Origin of the sequence: Paenibacillus sp. S28, assembly GCF_016624415.1 — a bacterium.
Lineage (GTDB): Bacteria > Bacillota > Bacilli > Paenibacillales > Paenibacillaceae > Paenibacillus_AQ > Paenibacillus_AQ favisporus.
The window spans coordinates 838,882-858,513 of record NZ_JACVTM010000001.1; the positions used below are offsets into that span (position 1 = coordinate 838,882).

Below are 19,632 nucleotides of genomic sequence, written 5' to 3' on the forward strand. Positions count from 1 at the left end.
GAATTGACAGGGGTCGGGTAAATCTATACAATTATATTGTTTCATGTGAATAAATAATTTGATGTTTTAGATTAGTTTAGCTATTACATTTCTTATTCTTATTTATTCTAATTTAAAGGAGCGATCCACGCTGAAGAGTACATCATTCCATGAATAGGTTTAAGGCAGCATAAGGAGCATTCCTTTCACGTTCATATTTTGTTTCGAACGAAACAAATATCATTAACCAACTCAAAACAGCGAGCCGGGATGCAGTACATGGCACCGACGAGTGATTCGCGAGGCTGTAATGCGTTGGTCAGGAGTGGGGGAAGCACATCATAGGCGGTTTTCAAGTCTGAATGAACAGGAGGGTTCGAATCATGGAATGGGCGAAAATCATCCAAGAGCGCAGAAGCATCCGCAGGTTTAAATCCTCTCCCGAGGTGGATCAGGAATTTGTGCGGGAGCTGCTCCGCGAAGCGCAGGGCTTGTACCCTTATCGTTCCGGCGAGGCTGCAAATTACCGGTGCGTATATGCAGGAACGGCGGAATCCAGGGAGCGTCTTGCTGTCTGCATGCTTGAGCCTCTGGTGAAGAACAAACTGGTCAAATGGCTGCCGGAAAAAATTCGGGATTTTGTCCGAAAAAGAGTCACAGAAATACCCGGTCATTTGGCTGTTATTGCCAGCACGAACGAGGACAGAAGGACAAATGACATGAATTATGCTGCAGTTTGCGGGATGATGCAAAACTTCCAGCTGCTTGCCTGGCAGCGGCAGCTTGGTACCCTATGGGACACGGAGCCGATGATGCAGAGCCGGGAGTTATTCCACCTTTTCCAAATGAAACCAACGGAGAAACTAGTGGGAATTTTACACCTCGGCTATTTTGACAAAATACCGAAAGCCAGAGCCAGGACACGTGCAGAAAAGAAATGGACGATCATATCGGGATAAGGAGGCGAACTCATGAACATCACCGGTGTCACAAATAAAGGACTTACATCAAACTACAGCAATCGGCCCGTTCCTGAAAGTCATATCCTCGATCTTTTAAATGTGGCAGTATGGGCTCCGAACGACGGACTGCGGGAGCCGTGGCGTTTTATATTTATCGGGTCAGGCAGCAGACACATGATGGCCGGATTACAGGAGGAGGCGCAGGCATATTTGATCCTGGTGATTAAAGAAGAGCGAGATCCTCATAAAAGGGAAGAAGATTTCGCGGCCGCATGCTGCCTTATGCAAAATTTCCACCTGCTTGCTCAGGAGAGCAAGCTCCATGTCCGAGTGACGATGAACGACTGGATTTATGACCGAACCTCCGCCCATCGCTATGGTGTTCACCAAGAAGAGCGGATCGTCGCCGTTCTGGAATTGGGTTATCTGGAACCACCAATAGAGCCGGTAACCGCTGCTCATTCACCGAATCTTAACTTTAAGTTACTGTAATTGGCAAATGTTCAAGCTGCATAACCTTTTTTGCTCCTGATGCATCTAATTGGGGGAATGTTCAAAGGAGTACGTCAAAGATCCAAATCCTTCTCAGCGTCCCTTCCGGAAAGCATGTTTTCCGAAAAGGGACGTTTTTATTTCGGTACGATGTCACATTCGGCAGCCTGCCAAACGTTATACAGGGTGAGGATGGGACAACAAGGGAGGTGATGCCATGAAATACCTCAACCCCGGGGATGAGTCGACACAACCTATCGAGAGCGTCGTAGAAAGCGTCAAACAAGGAGATAAGCAGGCATTTGCCGACATCATCCGTACGTTTGAGCGTCAGATTTATACGTATTGTTATTACATTTTGAAGAACCGTGAGGAAGCGGAGGATGCGCTGCAGGAAATTTTCATCAAGGTGTATCAATCCATCCATAAATATGAGCACCAGGTTTCCTTCTCCTCATGGTTGTATAAAGTTGCTTACTACCATTGCATGGACATGACCAGAAAGAAGAGCCGGCAAAAGAAGACGTTATCTCTCCAAAAAGAGATTCGGCAGTTGGAGAATCAGCACCAAAAGGACAGCGTGCCAGAGGTGGAAGAGCTGCTGATGGGTTTGAAGCCTGAAGAAAGGCATCTCGTGCTTCTGCGGGCAGTGGAGCAGTACAGCTTCGAAGAGATCGGACAGATTATGGACTGCAAACCGGCAACCCTGCGCAAAAAGTACGAACGTGTCCGGAAAAAACTGATTCTGCAAAAGAAGATCAAAGGAGGGGTAACCCATGAACGAATGGTCAGATCTAACTGAAGAAGAGCTGATGGCGCATTTGCGGAGAACGGTTAAGCAAAAGGAAATGCCGCAAGAAAGCTACGCCAATCAAATTATGGAGAGGCTGAATGAGATGAGTAGATCCAGCAGAAGCGAACGTATCGGAAGAGGAACCTGGAAGAAAAAGGCGGCGATTAGCGTAACAGCTGCAGCCATGCTTGGAGGCGTGGTGATGGGAAGCGGCTTCGTGTCCCCAGTCATGGCGGATGCCTTGAAAAACGTGCCGTGGATCGGCAGTGTGTTCCAATACAATTCGGACAGCACTTTGCAGAAGGCCAGCACGACAGGACTGACAACTGCGCCGAACTTGAGTGTAACCAGGGACGGGGTAACGCTCAGCATTAAAGAGGTGATGTTTGATGGAACCCGGCTTGCATTCGCCATTGAACGTCAGGGCCTGGACGACGACACGATGATCTCCCCTTATCCAACGGCAGGGGCGAAGGATGAGAAGGGGAACCTGATCCAAACCGTTCCATTGGAACAGCAGAAAAAAGGGTATATCTATATGCCGGAAGTCCGCATCCAAGGTAACAGCAAATTTTTCGGTATGTTCACGGACGCTGTAGGCAAAACGGAAGATGGCCAATTGATCCGAAACATGGCCATGTATGAATTGACGAAAGGATTGACGGAGCTAAACCTCCCCGAAGCGTTTGACATGTCCGTAAAACTGAGCGTCACCGGGATCCAGGAACCGTTTGAATTCGTCGTTCCTGTCAAAAACCTGGCGAAAGGTTCGGTCGTCCTTCATCCGGATCAAACGCAAAGCAGCGGCGGCTTCAGCTATACGGTCAAGCAGCTTGAGTTGACGCCGGTAACGACACGTCTTGTTCTGGACAGCAAAGGCAGCGTTCCTGTGACATCAGAGCAAACAGGAGATTTAAGCCCGAGCAAAATGTACTACGACATCGTGGATCAGGATGGGAATCCGGTGCAGCAGAACATGATCGGATACTTCAACAGCAGCCCGGGTACTGAATACCATGAAGACGAGGCCTACAAACCGTTTGCTAAAACGCCGTCCTCCATTACGATCAAGCCTTATACATTGACTGTGAAAAAGGATTGGACCATCGTGTCCGACAGTAAGGGGGAACCGCTTAAAACTTATCATAAAGATCTCGAAATGACGATTCCAGTCGTCCAGTAACAAGCAAATTATAAAAGGTTATAAACTCTGCAAAAAAAGAGCTCTTATTCCATCTCGAACAGGGATGGGGAGCTCTTTTTTGATGGGCTATTTTAGCTGGCCGATGGACAAATTGACCTTATAATTGCCGAACTGAACCATCTCGCCCAGAAGGTCATTGAGGTCCATAGGGGTTGGCACCTGCACCCGAAGGAGATAGCAGCCTTCACCGCTGATCCGGTGTGCCTCCACGATGGGCTGGGTACGCTGGATGTAATGCTGGAACGAAGTATGCGTATCCGCGGATTTCATAAATACCGTAATAAAAGCACTGACCTGGAGTCCGAGCTTGCCCGGATTGCACCGAAGCGTATAACCCTCGATCACTTCCAGATCCTGGAGCTTACGGATGCGGGCACCCACCGCCTGACCGGTGAGATGTACCTTTTCTCCGATCTCCTTGTTGGACTGGAGAGAATTTTCAACCAGCAGCTGCAATATTTTAAGGTCGATCTCATCGATATCTTGTTTGCTCATCTTGCCCTTCACTCCTTTCACCGTGAAAATATAGCTACCAATATCGTTTCGCCAGGCTATGTAAAAAACACGTTTTCCTGTTTTATACTGGTATCGTGAATAACAGAATCATAAACCAAACCGGGAGTGAATGGAAATGAAAATTCAATTAATCCGCAATGCCACATTGTTTATTGAATATGCCGGTGTAACTCTTCTCGTCGATCCGATGTTCAGCGAGAAGGAGGCCAACCCGCCGGTAATCAATACCGCCAACGAACTGCGCAACCCGCGGGTACCCCTGCCAGTGGAGGTGGAAAAGCTCGTGCAGCCGGATGCGCTGCTGGTCACCCACCGGCATCCGGATCACTGGGATGAGCCTGCCCAGAAGCAAATCAGCAAGGAGACGGCAGTATTCTGCCAGCCGGAGGACGAAGGTGAGATCCGGGCAGCCGGGTTTACCGGCACGACACCGGTCGAAAGCAGCGTTACGTTTCAAGGAATCACTGTGACCCGTACCGGGGGTCAGCACGGAACGGGAGAAATCGGGAAACAGATGGGGCCCGTGTGCGGTTTTGTTCTTCAAGCCGAAGGCGAGCCGACGGTCTACATTGCAGGCGATACGATATGGTGCCGTGATGTTGAAGAGGCGCTTGATGCTTACCAGCCGGATCTGACGATCGTTAACGCCGGCGGCGCCCGCTTCGTGACGGGGGATCCGATCATTATGGATGAGAATGACGTGCTTGCGGTTCTGCGCCATCAACCAGATACCCGAGTGGCTGCCGTTCACATGGAAGCGATCAATCACTGCTTTGTAACAAGGGACGACCTTAGAGTTGCGATAGAAAAGGCGGGATACAGCAGCAGGGTAATCATTCCGGAAGATGGGGAAGTGTTTGCAGATTAAAAAAATATTTATTTTTGGATTTTTTAAAGAGGATGCCGGGGACGGATAGCGAAGGATACAGCATACCGTTTGAAAGCGAGGGATCATTGGCTCAATGAATCAGAATCAAGTATTTCAGACCAGGCTTCTCAGCTCGTTATCCAAAGTATTTCCGGATGGACAGGGAACCGAACATCCCGTGACTGGCGGGTCGATGCTCAGTAATGAAACGTATGCTTTTCAAGCTGCTTACTGGACGGACAGCCCGGTAAATGATCTTAAGGTCATCGTAGACGCGCCGGCTGCACTGCAGGTTACGGTACGCCGGGTTGGCCTCGTGCCGTCCGGTTTTCCCGTATATCCGGATCACGATGAACATGTCCTGCGTGCGGAACCCGGATTATTTCCGGATCCACTGTATCCGCTGGATGAAGATCAAGCAATTGCAGCTGCACCGGGAGAGTGGCAAAGTGTCTGGATCACACTTCAGACGAAAGGTCAGACGCCGGCGGGAAGCTACCCGATCACCGTCCGTTTTACATCCGGGGATGGGGAAGTTGCCGGAGAGGAGACTTTCCAGCTGGAGCTGATTCCGGAGGAGCTGCCTCCCCAGAAGCTGATACATACCGAATGGTTCCATGCAGACTGCCTGGCGACCTATTACAATCTGGACGTATTCAGTAAAGAACACTGGCAGGTGATCGGTCAATTCATTGATACGGCCGTAAAGCATGGCATGAACATGATTTTGACGCCCGTCTTTACGCCGCCGCTGGACACCGAGGTCGGCGGAGAGCGGCCGACGGTTCAGCTTGTGGATGTGACCGTCACAGGGGAAAATCAATACGCGTTCGGATTTGACCGGCTCGCAAGATGGGTTGAGCTGTGTGATGAGAAGGGCATCCGCTATTTTGAATTTTCCCATTTGTTCACGCAGTGGGGGGCGAAGCATGCGCCGAAGATCATCGCATCCGTAGACGGAAATCCACAGAAGATTTTCGGATGGGAGACCGATGCCACCGGTGAAGCGTATCGTCTGTTCCTGGAGCAGTTTGTTCCGGCGCTAACGGAATGGATTCATGCCAATGACCTGTCGGAACGAAGTTATTTCCACATCTCCGATGAGCCCGGGGCGGATCACCTGGAGTCTTACGGCTATGCGAGCAAGCTGCTGGGCGGTCTGCTGCAAGGATTCCCGATCATCGACGCCCTGTCGGACTATGATTTCTTTGAGAATGGTTTGGTGAAAACGCCTATTCCGGCCAGCAACCATATCGAGCCGTTTCTGGAGCATAACGTCCAGCCGCTATGGACGTACTATTGCTGTTCCCAATATAAAGAGGTGGCTAACCGCTTCATGTGCTTCCCTTCGGCCCGCAATCGGATTCTGGGCTACCAGCTGTACAAGTTTGACGCCGCCGGATTTTTGCACTGGGGTTATAACTTCTACTATTCGCAATACTCCAAAAGCGAGATCGATCCGTACGAAACGACCGATGCCGGCAAAGCTTTTCCGTCAGGCGATCCGTTTATCGTGTATCCGGGACCTGGAGGCGTGCCGGTCGAATCGATCCGGCTTGAGGTCATGAACGAAGCGCTGCAGGATTTGCGTGCACTCCAGCTGCTCGAATCGAAAATCGGCAGGGAGAATGTGCTGAAGGCGCTGGAGGAAGATTTGCCCGAGCCGATCACGTTCAGCCGCTACCCGCGCGAAGAAGAATGGCTGATCGCCAAGCGCGAATGGGTGAACCGGAAGATTAAAGAAGCTTTAGCTTCGGCAAACGTCTGAGCTGCGGCGTTGTCCCTTTGAACACCGCTTCATACACGACAAGACAAGGAAAAAGCATTCGTCAAACCGGTAGTGAACCGGCTGACGAATGCTTTTGTTTTTTTGAAATATGTGGCTTCATCACGTCCAACGAGCCGTTAAACCAGCACCTTGCGGAACTCGCGGGTGAGGAGCGGCACGACCTCGAACAGGTCCCCGACGATACCGTAATCCGCCACTTTGAAAATCGGCGCTTCGGGATCCTTATTGATCGCGATGATGACCCGCGACTGACTCATCCCTGCCAAATGTTGGATCGCGCCGCTGATGCCACAGGCGATATATATCTCCGGCGTTACGACCTTGCCGGTCTGGCCAATCTGCATCGAATAATCGCAGTAGCCTGCATCGCAGGCCGCCCGGGAAGCGCCCACCGCGCCGTGCAGCACATCCGCCAGCTCTTCGAGCGGCTTGAACCCTTCGGCACTCTTGACGCCACGGCCGCCCGAAACGATAATTTTCGCCTCGGTCAGGTCGACCTTGCCCGACGTCTTGCGAACGATGTCCTTTACGATCGAGCGGAGGGAGCCGGAAGGGGCGTAATCGATCTCGATGATCTCCCCAGGCGAAGATACACTTGGTGCGGGGGACAGATTGTTCGGTCGGATCGTCACGACCTGCGGGCCGTCGGTGAACGACTTTTGCTCGAACGCTTTGCCTGCGTAGATAGGGCGGGTGTAGACCGCTTCGCCGCCGTTCTGCTCGATCGCCGTCACGTCTGAAATTTGTCCGGCACCCAAATGGGCAGCTATTTTCGGCGCAAGATCCCGGCCCAGTGCCGTATGGCCAAGGATGACCACGTCAGGCGTCACCTGCTCAAACACGCTTTGCACGACATCAAAATAAGCTTCAGCGTTGTAGATTTCCAGCTCGGGGTGGTCCACGGCGTACACTCGGCCTTCCACATAACCTGCCAGATCTGCAGCAAGGGTCGTAATTTGCGACCCGATCAACACGGCAGCGACGGCGTCTCCTTCATTTTTGGCAATGGAGGCCGCCTGAAGCGCTTCCAACGAAACCTGACGCAGGCTGCCACCGCGGACCTCAGCTACGATCACAAACGTTTTACTCATTCGGGATTCCTCCTTGTATCGGTTTCATCAAATCAGCTTGGCTTCGGTACGCAGCAACTGGACCAGATCTGCAGCCTGCTGGGCCAGGTCTCCCTTCAGTATTTGCCCGGCCTTGCGCTCAGGCGGCAGGGTGAGGGAGAGGCGGTTCGTCTTGGCGGCCACATCCGCTTCGGTTAGTCCGAGATCGCCAAGTCCGAGACGCTGGAACGGCTTCTTCTTCGCCTTCATAATGCCGGGCAGCGACGGATACCGCGGCTCGTTAAGCCCTTGCTGCGCGGTGAATACCGCAGGAAGTGCGACCTCCAGCGATTCGGTATCGCCTTCGGCGTCCCGCTGCACGGATGCTTTTCCGCCGGCAATGTCCAGCTTCGTGATCGAGGAAGCGTGAGGCAGGCCCAGCAGGTGGGCTACCCTTACAGCGACCTGACCTCCGCCGGAATCTACAGAGAAGTTGCCGCCGAGAATGAGGTCTACGGACTGCTGGCCAAAATAGGCCGCCAGCGCTGTGGCGATGCTGAACTCGTCGCCGGGAATACTATCGCCGTCAATAAGCACGGCTTCATCGGCGCCCATGGCCAGTGCCGTTCTCAGCGCCTCGGCCGAGCGCTCCGGTCCCACTGAAACGACGGTTACGGTACCGCCGTGCGCATCCCGCTGCAGCAACGCTTCTTCTACCGCATATTCGTCGTACGGATTGATGACGTACTTGACCCCGTCGTCGGAAATCTGTCCATTCGAAATGACGATTCGTTCCTCCGTGTCGAAGGTTTGCTTCAGCATAACGTAGATATTCATGCGGACAAGCTCCTCTCTCAAACGCGTTATTTTAAACCTTTTAAGAAAAACTCAACTGTCTTATCCACCTGAGCGGAAAGGGAATACTTTCGGCCGGAGATAAGCCAGGAGGTGACCACTTCATCCATCGCCCCAAAAATCAGCAGGCGTGTCAGCTTGACATCGAGGTCTGCACGGAACGATTTCTCGGCAATCCCCTGTTCAATGATATGCTCGATCAGCTGAATGTAGGGCTTGACGACAAGCCCGATGGCTTTGCGCAGCTCCAACGAACTCTGACGCAGCTCGATTTGTGTTACATAAGCCAGATTGATGTTGTTTTCGAGCTCGGTAAAGTGTATTTCGCAAACTTTGCGGAGGGCTTCATCGGCGGTATTCGTTTCCTTCACGCTGCTGTTGAACATGGAGACCAGATTTCCGAGACGGGCTTGAAACAGAGAAATAAGGATATCTTCCTTGTTTTTAAAATATAAATAAATCGTACCGTCCGCGACGCCTGCCTCCTTGGCGATCCTCGAAATCTGGGAGCCGTGATAGCCGTTCTCCGCGATTACTTTTAAGGCTGCATCCAAAATCAACTCATATTTTTCCAATTTTCTACTTGTCATCAGGCCACCCCGGTGTTAGAATTCAAATAACTGAATGAATCCTCATTCATTTTTCTTAATCTTATGGGAAACAGTGCCAGTTGTCAATGTTTTCAAGATAAGATTTTATTTTTAAACAAGCTTTGTAACCGCTTACGAAATGTAACCCGTCACCAAACTTAGGTGAATACGAAGAAAGGACGGATGACAAATGGTGTGGCCAATCGTCAATTTACTCCTGTTTCTCGCTGTGACCGGGTACGGTATTTATTTGTTCTGCCAAGCAGTGTACCACAGACTGCTGTACGTGAAGCTCGGCAAGCCGGTGGATTTCCGGAAGCAGCGTGAAGGCAGATGGGGTGAGTTCCTGGGACAGGTGTTCGGCCAGAAAAAGCTGCTGAAGGACCGGAAGAGCGGCATTATGCACGTGGTGATCTTTTACGGCTTCATCATCCTTCAGTTCGGCGCGCTGGATCTCATTATCAAAGGACTGACAGACGGCGGCCACCTTCCGCTTCCCGCGTACGACGTATTCGGTCTGCTTCAGGAGATCACGGTGTTTCTGGTCCTTGTAGCGATGGGATATGCCGCTTACCGCCGGTATGGCGAGAAGCTTGCGCGCCTCAAGAAAGGGTGGAAGCCGAGCATTGTCGTGTTCTTTATCTTCTCCCTGATGCTGTCTGTGCTGCTGTCGCTTACCTTCGAAAGAATCCGGCTCGACCTCGAGCCATCCGCTTACGCACCTATATCCTCAGCGATTGCGGCCATCTTCTCCGGCATGTCCGGGACGGCGGCATCCATATTGTTCTACATCTTTTGGTGGGCCCATCTGCTTATTCTGCTATCTTCTCTCGTCTATGTTCCTCAATCGAAGCATTTTCACCTCATTACCGCACCGGTCAATATCTGGCTGGGCCGCTCCGAGCCTGTCGGCAAGCTGAGCAAGCTTGATCTTGAAGATGAAGAAGCCGAGTCGTTCGGCGTCGGCAGGATCGAAGATTTTACGCAAAAGCAGATGATCGACTTCTACGCTTGCGTGGAATGCGGCCGCTGCACGAACGTCTGCCCGGCTTCCAATACCGGCAAGGTACTGTCGCCGATGCATCTTATTACTAAACTACGCGATCATTTGACGGAAAAGGGTACAGCCGTTACCGGTAAGTCGCCGTATGTTCCCGAATATGCTTTTGCCGGGAGTGGAGCGCATGCATTGGATGCAGCCATGTCCGAAACCCATCCCGATTGGTCATCAGCGGACGGCGTGACGGATATTCGCCCGACGCTGGCATGGCAGAAGGCCACCTGGACCCATCAGGACACAAGTCCGCAGGACATGAACTTGATCGGCGACGTCATGACCGAGGAGGAGATCTGGTCCTGCACCACCTGCCGCAACTGCGAGGATCAGTGCCCGGTCGGCAACGAGCATGTCGATAAAATCATCGATTTGCGCCGCCATCTCGTGCTGATGGAGGGAAGCATGCCGGCAGAGGGGCAGCGAGCCCTGCAAAATATCGAACGGCAAAGCAATCCCTGGGGATTGAACCGCAACGACCGGGCCAACTGGACCGGCGAGGTGGAAGGCATCCGGGTGCCAACCGTCAAGGACAATCCGCAGTTTGAATATTTGTTCTTCGTCGGATCGATGGGCTCATACGACCTGCGCAGCCGCAAAATTTCCAAGGCGTTTGTCCGCCTGCTGAATGAATCCGGCGTAAATTTCGCCATCCTCGGCAACGAGGAGAAAAATTCGGGGGATACGCCCCGCCGGATGGGCAATGAGATGCTGTTTCAGCAGCTGTGCATGGAGAACATCGAGATTTTCGAAAAATACGGCGTTCAGAAAATCGTGACCGCCTGCCCGCACACCTTCAACACGTTCAAAAACGAATACCCCGAATTCGGGCTTGAAGGGGTGGAGGTCCTTCATCACTCTGAGCTGCTGGATCAGCTCCTCCGCGAAGGGAAGCTAAAACCCCAGTATGAAGTGAAGGAGCGGATCACTTATCACGACTCGTGTTACCTGGGACGCTATAACAACGTGTACGACCAACCGCGCAGCGTCCTCCGGGCTATTCCCGGCGTAGAGCTCGTTGAAATGAAGCGCTCGCGGGAAAATGCGATGTGCTGCGGCGCCGGGGGCGGCATGATGTGGATGGAGGAGAAGTCCGGCAAACGGGTGAACCTTGCCCGCACAGAGCAAGCGCTGGAAGTGAATCCAAGCATCATCAGCAGCGCTTGTCCTTACTGCCTGACCATGATGGAGGACGGGACGAAGATGAAGGAAGTGGAAGAGCGTGTGAAAGCAAAGGATATCGCCGAAATTTTGGAGCTGTCCGTGTTCGGGGATTCCGCTGCTCACAATAAAGGATTTGAAATGGAGGCAAGCACACAATGAACAAATCCATTCGCAAGGCAGCCGTCATCGGGTCAGGAATTATGGGTTCCGGCATTGCTGCACATCTGGCCAATGTCGGGATCCCGTGCTTACTGCTGGACGTCGTTCCGACTCAGCTGACAGAGGAAGAGACGAACAAGGGGTTGACACTGGAAAATCCGGCGGTACGCAGTCGTCTTGCAACTTCAGCCATTGAGAAGCTCAGCAAGATCAAGCCGGCTCCGCTATATGATCCTGCGTTTGCTTCCCGGATTACGCCAGGCAACCTCGAAGACCATCTGCCGCAAATTGCAGGCGTCGACTGGGTCATCGAAGTGGTGGTCGAGAATCTGGAAGTGAAGCAGCAGCTTCTGAAACGCGTAGAGCAGCATTGGAAACCGGGTACGGTGGTCAGCTCGAACACGTCGGGCATCTCGATCAACGAGATGGCGGCCGAATGCGGCGAATCATTCAGAAAACACTTCCTGGGCACGCATTTCTTTAATCCGCCCCGTTATATGAAGCTGCTTGAAATTATTCCCGGACGGGACACGGAGCCGGAGCTCGTGGCGCGTATGAAGGATTTTTGCGAAAGGGTGCTCGGCAAGGGCGTCGTCATCGCCAAGGATACGCCTAACTTTATTGCGAATCGGATCGGTACTTACGGCCTGCTGGTGACTCTGCAGGAAATGGTGGAGAAGGGTTTCACGGTGGAAGAGGTCGATGCGGTGACCGGACCGGCGATGGGGCGTCCGAAGAGCGCTACCTTCCGCACGCTGGATCTGGTGGGGCTCGACACGTTCGTTCATGTCGCGGATAACGTCCGGATGAACGTCGAGAATGAGCGCGAACAAGCGGTTTTCACTTCGCCGGAAGTGCTGACGGGCATGGTGGCACGCGGCTGGCTCGGGGAGAAGAGCGGGCAGGGCTTCTATTTGAAAAAGAAAACGCCGAGCGGGAGCGAGATTTTATCGCTTGACTTGAAAACGCTGGAATATGTGCCGCAGATGAAGCCCAAATCGGCATCGTTGGAGGCCGCGAAAATGGCCAAGGGAGCCGGAGCGAAAACAAAGGCGCTTCTCGGGGCGAAGGACCGTTACTCGGATCTGGCCTGGGACATTCTGAAGCAGGTGCTTGTCTATTCGGCCGAAAAGGTGGGCGAGATCGCCGATTCGGTCAAGGAAATCGACGATGCCATGAAATGGGGCTTCTCCTGGGAACTCGGACCGTTTGAGACCTGGGACGCCATCGGCCTGGCCCGGTCCGTGGAGCGGATGGAAGCCGAAGGCATGACCGTTCCCGCCTGGGTTAAAGAGTGGGTCGCTGCGGGACACAAGTCCTTTTACAAGCAGGAGGAGGGCCGGCTGTATTCGATTCATGTGGCGTCGGGCGCATACCGTGAGGTAGAACAGCCGGAAGAAGTCATCAATCTGCGCAGCCTGAAAGAGCAAAACAAGGTGGTGAAAGGAAACAGCGGCGCCAGCCTGATCGATATTGGAGACGGCGTCGCCTGCCTGGAATTCCATTCGCCCAACAATGCGATCGGCGAGGACATTCTCTCCATGATTACGCAGAGCATTGACGAGGTGCGCAGCAATTTCAGAGGACTCGTAATTGCGAACCAGGCACGCAATTACTGCGTAGGAGCCAACATTATGCTGCTCCTCATGGAAGCACAGGACGAAGAATGGGACGAAATTAACGAAATCATCCGGAAATTCCAATACACGATGTACGCGCTGAAACGGTTTGAAAAGCCGGTCGTGGCCGCGCCGCACCGCATGTGCCTCGGCGGCGGGGTCGAATCCTGCATGCCGGCCGACCTGGTCATCGCAGCGCCGGAGACGTATTACGGTCTTGTCGAAGTCGGCGTCGGCCTGATTCCTGCCGGTGGAGGGTGTAAGGAACTGGCGCTGCGGGCAAGCCAAACGGCCGGTCTTCCGGATGCGGATCTGCAGCCGTACATCAATCACATTTTCCAAACCGTGGGGACGGCGACGGTATCGACGAGCGGCCACGATGCCAAGCGTATCGGGTACTTGCGGCCAAGCGACCGCGTTGCGGTGAGTCAGGATGTTCAGATATATCAGGCAAAGCAGGCTGTTCTCGGTCTGGATCGAAGCGGCTATGAACCGATCCCGCAGGAGAAGGTCCGAGTCGTCGGGGAGGAAGGTAAGGCCGTGCTTCAGCTTGGTGCGCTTGGCATGAAGCAAAGCGGTTATATCAGCGACCATGATTACCTGATCGCCCGAAAACTGGCCCATGTTCTCGCCGGCGGTGATGTCCCGGCAGGAACCCTTGTCAGTGAGGAGTATATGTTGGACCTCGAGCGCGAGGCTTTCTTGAGCCTGTGCGGCGAACCGAAGACGCAGCAGCGCATGCATAACATGCTGACCAAAGGCAAGGCGCTCCGCAACTAACATCCACGGGAGGGGATATTCCATGAAAGAAGCAGTCATTGTATCGATGGCGCGTACCGCAGTCGGCCGTGCCAAGAAAGGCAGCCTGGCACAGACACGGGCCGACGATCTCGGGAAAACGGTGCTGGAAGCCGTCGTGGAACGCGCGCCGGGCCTTAAAAAGGAAGACGTGGAGGACATCATCATCGGCTGCGCCATGCCGGAAGGCGAGCAGGGGCTTAATTTCGCCCGGATCATGTCGCTGTACGCCGGATTCCCGGTGACGGTGCCGGCGCTGACGATCAACCGGTTTTGCTCCTCTGGCCTTCAGTCAATCGCCTTCGCGGCGGAGCGTGTCATGCTGGGGCATGCCGACATTTTGATCGCCGGGGGCGTGGAGAGCATGAGCCATGTGCCGATGACCGGTTTCAAGATGTCGCCGAATCCGAAGATCGTTGAGCAGATGCCGGAGGTCTACATCGCCATGGGACATACGGCGGAAGAGGTGGCCGATCGGTTCGGCATCAGCCGGGAAGATCAGGACCGGTTCGCTGCGAGATCACACGCCAAGGCGGCGCAGGCGATTGCGGAAGGCAAGTTCCAGGACGAAATCGTGCCGGTTCAGGCCGAACTAAAAAGCGTGGATGAGAAAGGCAAAGTGCAGACGAAAACCTTCGAATTCCGGGTGGACGAAGGCGTGCGAAGCGACACGACAGTAGAGGTGCTGGGCAAGCTGAAACCGGCGTTCAAGCTGAACGGATCGGTCACGGCGGGGAATGCGTCCCAGGTCAGCGACGGGGCTGCGGCGGTCGTTGTCATGAGCCGGGAAAAAGCCGATGAGCTTGGCCTGCAGCCGCTCGCGACTTTCCGCTCCTTCGCGCTCAGCGGCGTCGAGCCGGAAATTATGGGCGTCGGTCCGGTCAAGGCGATTCCGAAGGCGCTGCAGATGGCCGGAATTACGCTGGAAGACGTGGATTTATTCGAAATCAACGAGGCGTTCGCCTCCCAGTGCGTCCACATTATCCGGGAGCTTGGCATCGATGAGGAGAAAGTGAACGTCAACGGCGGCGCGATTGCGCTTGGGCATCCGCTGGGCTGCACGGGCACGAAGCTGACGACGACCCTGATCAGCGAGCTGAAGCGGCGCGGCGGCGGTTACGGCGTGGTGTCCATGTGCATCGGCGGCGGCATGGGCGCCGCGGGCGTGTTTGAGGTTCATCCGTAAGCAGAAGGCGTTCTACAGTGATTTGGTTTTTATATTAAAAATTCATATCGCAAAGGAGACGGGAACGATGAGCACAACGATGAATAAGGTGATCGGCGGCAGTTATATCATTGAGGACACGGACTTTCACAATATGGTGACCCCGGAAGATTTTACGGAAGAACACCGGATGATCGCCGAGACGACGGAGGATTTTGTGGCCGGTGAAGTGGTGCCCCATGACGAAGCGATCGAAAAACTGAATTATGAGCTTACGGTGGAGAAGATGCGCAAAGCCGGTGAACTCGGCCTGCTCGGTGCCGACGTACCGGAGGCCTATGGCGGGCTTGGCCTGGATAAGGTCAGTTCGACACTGATCAGCGAGCGGCTGACCAAGGCATCCGCATTCGCGTTATCGATCGGGGCCCATGTCGGTATCGGCACGCTGCCGATCGTCTATTTCGGCACGGAGGAGCAAAAGCAGAAATACCTGCCTGCTCTGGCAACCGGCGAGAAGATCGCCGCCTACTGCTTAACGGAGCCTTCCTCCGGTTCAGATGCGCTGGGGGCGAAAACGACAGCCACCTTATCCGAAGACGGTGAATATTATGTATTGAACGGCAGCAAGCAGTTTATCACGAATGCCGGTTTCGCCGACCTATTCATCGTGTACGCCAAAGTTGACGGCAAGGACTTCAGCACCTTTATCGTGGAGCGCACAATGGAAGGCGTCAGCATTGGACCGGAAGAGAAAAAAATGGGAATAAAAGGATCGTCCACCTGTCCGCTGATCCTGGAGGATGTGAAAGTGCCTGTAGAGAATCTGTTATGGGAAGTAGGCAAGGGGCACTTGATCGCCTTCAACATCCTGAATATCGGACGCTTCAAGCTGGCCGCCGGTTGTGTGGGCGCCTCCAAAGATACGATTGAGCTGGCTGCCAAGTACGCGAACGAGCGCGCGCAGTTTGGCCGTAAAATCTCCACTTTCCCGCTAATCGGCAAAAAGCTGGCGGATATGAATACGAAAACGTACGCGCTCGAGAGCATGGTTTACCGCACGGCAGGTCTGTTCGATGTTGGCCTTGCCGAAGTGGATCACAGCAGTCCAGAAGTGGGCTATCAATCGGCCAAAGCCATTGCCGAATATCAGCTCGAATGCTCGATCAACAAGGTGTTCGGTTCCGAAACGCTGGATTTCGTCGTCGACGAAGGCGTGCAAATCCATGGCGGATACGGCTTTATTCAAGAGTACCGGGTGGAGCGGAATTATCGGGATTCGCGGATCAACCGCATATTCGAAGGCACAAACGAAATCAACCGTCTGCTCATTCCGGGCACTTTGGTGAAACGGGCCATGAAGGGCCAGCTGCCGCTGATGCAAAAAGCCGTGGCGCTGCAGGCCGAGCTTCTGGAGCCGATTCCTCCGCAAACCTTCGAGGGTACGCTTGACCAGGAAGCCCATCTGATCAGGATGGCAAAGAAAATTTTCCTGATGGCCGGCGCCCAGGCCGTACAGAAATATCAATTGAAGCTCGAGGACGAACAGGAAATTCTGAGCCATCTGTCCGATATGATGATTTCCGTCTATGCGATGGAAAGTGCACTGCTGCGTACGCAAAAAATCATCGACCACTCCGGCGAAGACAAGGCTCGCCTGCCGATCCTGATGACGACCGTATTCGTTCATGACGAATTCAATAAAATCGAAACGTGGGCGAAGGAAGTGCTCGCCGCGATGGAATCGGGCGACACGCTCCGGACACAGCTGTCCGTTCTGAAAAAGCTGACGAGAAAGTCGCCTGTCAATACGCTTGGATTGAAGCGTGAAATCGCTGAAAAGGTCATTACCGCGGAAAAATACGTGCTGTAACAATTCGTGAGATGGGGTGGCCTGGATGTCGAGTAAACCTTGGTTAAATCAGTATCCTAGTGAGGTCCCGCACAGTTACGAGTATCCCAAGCAGAACGTTGCGCAATTTCTAGTGGATTCCGCTTCCCGATATCCAGAGCATATTGCTCTGGATTTCATGGGGAAGAAAATGACATTCCGATCCCTGCTGGTTTCGGTAAACCGGTTTGCGAACGCCCTGCTCCGGCTGGGTGTCCGCAAAGGGGACCGGATCGCCATCATGCTGCCTAACTGCCCGCAGGAGGTCATTGCGTATTACGGTGCGCTCCTTGCGGGCGGCGTGGTAGTCATGACTAACCCGCTGTACGTGCCGCGGGAAATTCAGCATCAGTTATCCGACGCTGATGTCAGCATCATCGTGACGTTGGATGCGCTGGTGCAGCGCGTGGAACAGGCGATGACCCACAGGCCGCTCAGCAAGCTGATCGTCACGTCGGTCAAAGACTATTTGCCTTTTCCGAAAAACATCCTATACCCTCTTGCCGCCAAAAAAGACGGAACAAATGTCTCCGTCACGTATGACGATCGAATCGTATCCTTTACCCGCCTTATGAAACAATCAAGCAGCGACCCGGTCAAGGTAGACATCGATGCGGAACAGGACCTGGCGCTCATCCAGTATACCGGAGGAACGACTGGGTTCGCCAAAGGCGTCATGCTGACGCATATGAACCTGGTAGCCAATACGATTCAATCGCAGATGTGGTTTTACCGGGCACGGATCGGCCAGGAAAAATACTTGGCTGCGCTGCCTTTTTTTCATGTATTCGGGCTTACGGTGCTGCTTAATCAGGCAGTTTATAATGCCGGAACGCTCATCTTGGTTCCACGTTTTGAAATCAATCAGGTGCTGAAGATCATTGACCGGCGCAAGCCGACGGTGTTTCCCGGGGCGCCGACTATGTATATTGCGGTGATTCACCATCCTGAAGTGCACAAGTACGACCTTTCCTCCATAAATATATGTATCAGCGGAGCGGCTCCGCTGCCCCTGGAGGTACAGGAGCGGTTCGAGGAGGTCACGCGCGGCAAGCTGATCGAAGGTTACGGATTGACCGAAGCGTCCCCGGTTACGCATGCCAACAACATATGGGAGAAACGCAAAAACGGCTCGATCGGTATTCCTTTACCGGATACCGAAGCTCGTGTTGTGCATCCCGAAACGGGTGAAGAGCTGCCGCTTGGCGAAATCGGCGAGCTGGTCGTCCGCGGCCCACAGGTCATGAAGGGATATTGGAACCGGCCGGAAGATACGGAGCACACGCTCCGGGACGGCTGGCTGTACACCGGGGATCTGGCGAGGATGGATGAAGAGGGCTTTTTTTACATTTTGGACCGGCGCAAAGACCTGATTATCGCCGGCGGTTACAACATCTACCCGAGGGAAATCGAGGAGGTGCTGTTCGAGCATCCGGATGTTGAGGAAGCTGTCGTTGCTGGCGTGAACGACCCTTACCGCGGCGAAAATGTAAAGGCTTACATCGTGCTCCGGAAAGGCTCGTCTGTTACCGAGCAGGAGCTGAAGCAGTGGTGCAAGGAACGGCTGGCTGTGTATAAAGTGCCCAAGATCTACGAGTTTCGCGAGTCGCTGCCCAAGACGCTGGTGGGCAAGGTACTTCGCCGCAAACTGATCGAAGAAGAGAATGAGAAGCTGGTCAATCAGTCGAAGGTCGACCTATAGGGATGACACACGGCGACGCCAAATGAGAAGGAGGGCAAGGATTTGAATCCGGAAACGACGGACAGCTTGAATATGAACCTGAAGTTGAAGCAGCTGGAGAACGCCGCGAAGCATACCTTCTGGGATTTTATCGGATGCGAACTGATTGAACTTAAAGGCGATCAGGTCGTGGTAGCCTTTGATATTTTGCCCCATCATCTCAATCTCATCGGGATCGTGCACGGCGGCATGCATGCTTCAGCCATCGACTCCGCCATGGGCATACTCATTATGCTGGCCAGGCCGGAAGCCAATGTGGTTACTGTGAATTTGAACATGAACTACGTGGCTTCCACGGGTGAAGGGCGTGTCATCGTGACGGCCGAGATCATCCACAGCTCGCGCAAGCTGATAACAGCCCAGGCCTATGCGCGCAAAGAGAACGGGGATCTGCTTGCCTTCGGCACCGGCACCTTCCGGGTGCTGGAAAGGCATGTCCCTGAAGCGCAAACAGAGAGCGATAAGAGGGGGACGATGGATGAGCGTGGTACAAGAACTTGAAGCGATGGCCGGAAAAATGAACGAACAGCCGGGGGCGCTGGATGAGCTGCACGCCTCCTACCATTTTCATATTAAGGATACAGGGAAACATTTGCAGGTATATTTCCATGACGGAACCGTGCGGGTTGTGGAGGACGCTTCGGGTGACGCCGACTGCACGCTGACGATGTCCGAGAGCCATCTTCGGAAACTGCTCCGGAACGACTTGAACACGACGATGGCGTACATGACCGGATCGCTTCGGATCGACGGCCGTCTTGGCCTGGCTCTGAAGCTTCAGGAAATCCTGAAGCAGTATCAGGTTTGAATACCTGGTTTACGACATCGATGAGCGCAATAATATAGGCTGCCTTATTCAGAGCAGCCTATTTGTGCTGTTATTTTAGATATAAGAAAGGATAAGCTTCGGAGATTGGGCTTCCTTATATCGCAAGAAAAACTTCCAC

At 53.6% G+C, this 19,632-nt stretch carries 17 protein-coding genes; 13 read left to right on the top strand and 4 right to left on the bottom strand.

Going from position 1 to position 19,632, the window contains the following annotated elements; all coding sequences use genetic code 11:
• Nucleotides 1-362: 362 nt before the first annotated feature.
• The 4 genes from IAE55_RS03665 (at nt 363) to IAE55_RS03680 (ending at nt 3,409) form a co-directional block, all read left to right on the top strand.
• Complete coding sequence (locus tag IAE55_RS03665; RefSeq protein WP_200630962.1) at nt 363-938, top strand: nitroreductase family protein; 576 nt, start codon at nt 363-365, stop codon at nt 936-938.
• Between the two features lie 12 nt (nt 939-950).
• Nucleotides 951-1,433, top strand: a complete 483-nt coding sequence (locus IAE55_RS03670; RefSeq protein ID WP_200630963.1) for a nitroreductase family protein — start codon at nt 951-953, stop codon at nt 1,431-1,433.
• A 217-nt stretch (nt 1,434-1,650) separates the two neighbouring features.
• Entirely contained in the window at nt 1,651-2,235 is a 585-nt protein-coding gene (locus tag IAE55_RS03675) for an RNA polymerase sigma factor (RefSeq protein ID WP_200630964.1), read from the top strand.
• Complete coding sequence (locus tag IAE55_RS03680; protein ID WP_200630965.1) at nt 2,210-3,409, top strand: DUF4179 domain-containing protein; 1,200 nt, start codon at nt 2,210-2,212, stop codon at nt 3,407-3,409. The genes IAE55_RS03675 and IAE55_RS03680 overlap by 26 nt, the downstream gene beginning before the upstream one ends.
• Before the next feature lie 87 nt (nt 3,410-3,496).
• Here the strand turns inward: IAE55_RS03680 and IAE55_RS03685 are convergent, their stop codons facing one another.
• Entirely contained in the window at nt 3,497-3,925 is a 429-nt protein-coding gene (locus IAE55_RS03685; RefSeq protein ID WP_116230429.1) for an Lrp/AsnC family transcriptional regulator, read from the bottom strand.
• A gap of 136 nt (nt 3,926-4,061) precedes the next feature.
• On the opposite strand from IAE55_RS03685, the gene IAE55_RS03690 reads away from it, so the two are divergent.
• A complete protein-coding gene (locus IAE55_RS03690) occupies nt 4,062-4,814 on the top strand; it encodes an MBL fold metallo-hydrolase (protein WP_145164256.1) in 753 nt (250 codons plus the stop codon).
• A gap of 94 nt (nt 4,815-4,908) precedes the next feature.
• On the top strand, nt 4,909-6,582 hold the full coding sequence (locus tag IAE55_RS03695) for a DUF4091 domain-containing protein (RefSeq protein ID WP_145164258.1): 1,674 nt from the start codon (nt 4,909-4,911) through the stop codon (nt 6,580-6,582).
• Between the two features lie 137 nt (nt 6,583-6,719).
• On the opposite strand, the gene IAE55_RS03700 is transcribed toward IAE55_RS03695, so the two are convergent.
• From IAE55_RS03700 to IAE55_RS03710, 3 genes are read right to left on the bottom strand one after another with little or no spacing between them, the layout of a single operon-like run.
• Nucleotides 6,720-7,694, bottom strand: a complete 975-nt coding sequence (locus IAE55_RS03700) for an electron transfer flavoprotein subunit alpha/FixB family protein (protein WP_200630966.1) — start codon at nt 7,692-7,694, stop codon at nt 6,720-6,722.
• A 27-nt stretch (nt 7,695-7,721) separates the two neighbouring features.
• Nucleotides 7,722-8,489, bottom strand: a complete 768-nt coding sequence (locus IAE55_RS03705) for an electron transfer flavoprotein subunit beta/FixA family protein (RefSeq protein WP_200630967.1) — start codon at nt 8,487-8,489, stop codon at nt 7,722-7,724.
• Between the two features lie 26 nt (nt 8,490-8,515).
• Entirely contained in the window at nt 8,516-9,097 is a 582-nt protein-coding gene (locus tag IAE55_RS03710; RefSeq protein WP_076165412.1) for a TetR/AcrR family transcriptional regulator, read from the bottom strand.
• Nucleotides 9,098-9,287: 190 nt separating this feature from the next.
• Here IAE55_RS03710 and IAE55_RS03715 point away from each other — a divergent pair, with 190 nt between their 5' ends.
• The 7 genes from IAE55_RS03715 (at nt 9,288) to IAE55_RS03745 (ending at nt 19,493) form a co-directional block, all read left to right on the top strand.
• A complete protein-coding gene (locus IAE55_RS03715; protein WP_200630968.1) occupies nt 9,288-11,474 on the top strand; it encodes a (Fe-S)-binding protein in 2,187 nt (728 codons plus the stop codon).
• Nucleotides 11,471-13,873 (top strand): 3-hydroxyacyl-CoA dehydrogenase/enoyl-CoA hydratase family protein, encoded by a 2,403-nt coding sequence (locus tag IAE55_RS03720; RefSeq protein WP_200630969.1) that lies wholly within the window; start codon nt 11,471-11,473, stop codon nt 13,871-13,873. The genes IAE55_RS03715 and IAE55_RS03720 overlap by 4 nt, the downstream gene beginning before the upstream one ends.
• A gap of 22 nt (nt 13,874-13,895) precedes the next feature.
• A complete protein-coding gene (locus tag IAE55_RS03725) occupies nt 13,896-15,077 on the top strand; it encodes an acetyl-CoA C-acetyltransferase (protein ID WP_145164264.1) in 1,182 nt (393 codons plus the stop codon).
• Nucleotides 15,078-15,144: 67 nt separating this feature from the next.
• A complete protein-coding gene (locus IAE55_RS03730) occupies nt 15,145-16,926 on the top strand; it encodes an acyl-CoA dehydrogenase family protein (protein ID WP_145164266.1) in 1,782 nt (593 codons plus the stop codon).
• Nucleotides 16,927-16,951: 25 nt separating this feature from the next.
• The gene (locus tag IAE55_RS03735; protein ID WP_200630970.1) at nt 16,952-18,646 is read left to right on the top strand and encodes a long-chain-fatty-acid--CoA ligase; all 1,695 of its coding nucleotides are present in this window, start codon (nt 16,952-16,954) and stop codon (nt 18,644-18,646) included.
• A gap of 42 nt (nt 18,647-18,688) precedes the next feature.
• Complete coding sequence (locus IAE55_RS03740) at nt 18,689-19,186, top strand: PaaI family thioesterase (protein ID WP_234489260.1); 498 nt, start codon at nt 18,689-18,691, stop codon at nt 19,184-19,186.
• Nucleotides 19,164-19,493: an SCP2 sterol-binding domain-containing protein gene (locus IAE55_RS03745; RefSeq protein WP_145164270.1), complete on the top strand. Its 330-nt coding sequence runs from the start codon at nt 19,164-19,166 to the stop codon at nt 19,491-19,493. Before IAE55_RS03740 ends, IAE55_RS03745 begins: the two co-directional genes overlap by 23 nt.
• The last annotated feature ends 139 nt before the right edge of the window (nt 19,494-19,632 follow it).

Bases quoted from the DNA above. Each gene is read 5' to 3' on its own strand.
- IAE55_RS03720 (WP_200630969.1), top strand. From the start codon at position 11,471: ATGAACAAATCCATTCGCAAGGCAGCCGTCATCGGGTCAGGAATTATG.
- IAE55_RS03690 (WP_145164256.1), top strand. From the start codon at position 4,062: ATGAAAATTCAATTAATCCGCAATGCCACATTGTTTATTGAATATGCC.
- IAE55_RS03745 (WP_145164270.1), top strand. From the start codon at position 19,164: ATGAGCGTGGTACAAGAACTTGAAGCGATGGCCGGAAAAATGAACGAA.
- IAE55_RS03685 (WP_116230429.1), bottom strand. From the start codon at position 3,925: ATGAGCAAACAAGATATCGATGAGATCGACCTTAAAATATTGCAGCTG.
- IAE55_RS03715 (WP_200630968.1), top strand. From the start codon at position 9,288: ATGGTGTGGCCAATCGTCAATTTACTCCTGTTTCTCGCTGTGACCGGG.
- IAE55_RS03725 (WP_145164264.1), top strand. From the start codon at position 13,896: ATGAAAGAAGCAGTCATTGTATCGATGGCGCGTACCGCAGTCGGCCGT.
- IAE55_RS03665 (WP_200630962.1), top strand. From the start codon at position 363: ATGGAATGGGCGAAAATCATCCAAGAGCGCAGAAGCATCCGCAGGTTT.
- IAE55_RS03735 (WP_200630970.1), top strand. From the start codon at position 16,952: ATGTCGAGTAAACCTTGGTTAAATCAGTATCCTAGTGAGGTCCCGCAC.
- IAE55_RS03700 (WP_200630966.1), bottom strand. From the start codon at position 7,694: ATGAGTAAAACGTTTGTGATCGTAGCTGAGGTCCGCGGTGGCAGCCTG.
- IAE55_RS03695 (WP_145164258.1), top strand. From the start codon at position 4,909: ATGAATCAGAATCAAGTATTTCAGACCAGGCTTCTCAGCTCGTTATCC.
- IAE55_RS03670 (WP_200630963.1), top strand. From the start codon at position 951: ATGAACATCACCGGTGTCACAAATAAAGGACTTACATCAAACTACAGC.
- IAE55_RS03680 (WP_200630965.1), top strand. From the start codon at position 2,210: ATGAACGAATGGTCAGATCTAACTGAAGAAGAGCTGATGGCGCATTTG.
- IAE55_RS03705 (WP_200630967.1), bottom strand. From the start codon at position 8,489: ATGAATATCTACGTTATGCTGAAGCAAACCTTCGACACGGAGGAACGA.
- IAE55_RS03710 (WP_076165412.1), bottom strand. From the start codon at position 9,097: ATGACAAGTAGAAAATTGGAAAAATATGAGTTGATTTTGGATGCAGCC.
- IAE55_RS03730 (WP_145164266.1), top strand. From the start codon at position 15,145: ATGAGCACAACGATGAATAAGGTGATCGGCGGCAGTTATATCATTGAG.
- IAE55_RS03675 (WP_200630964.1), top strand. From the start codon at position 1,651: ATGAAATACCTCAACCCCGGGGATGAGTCGACACAACCTATCGAGAGC.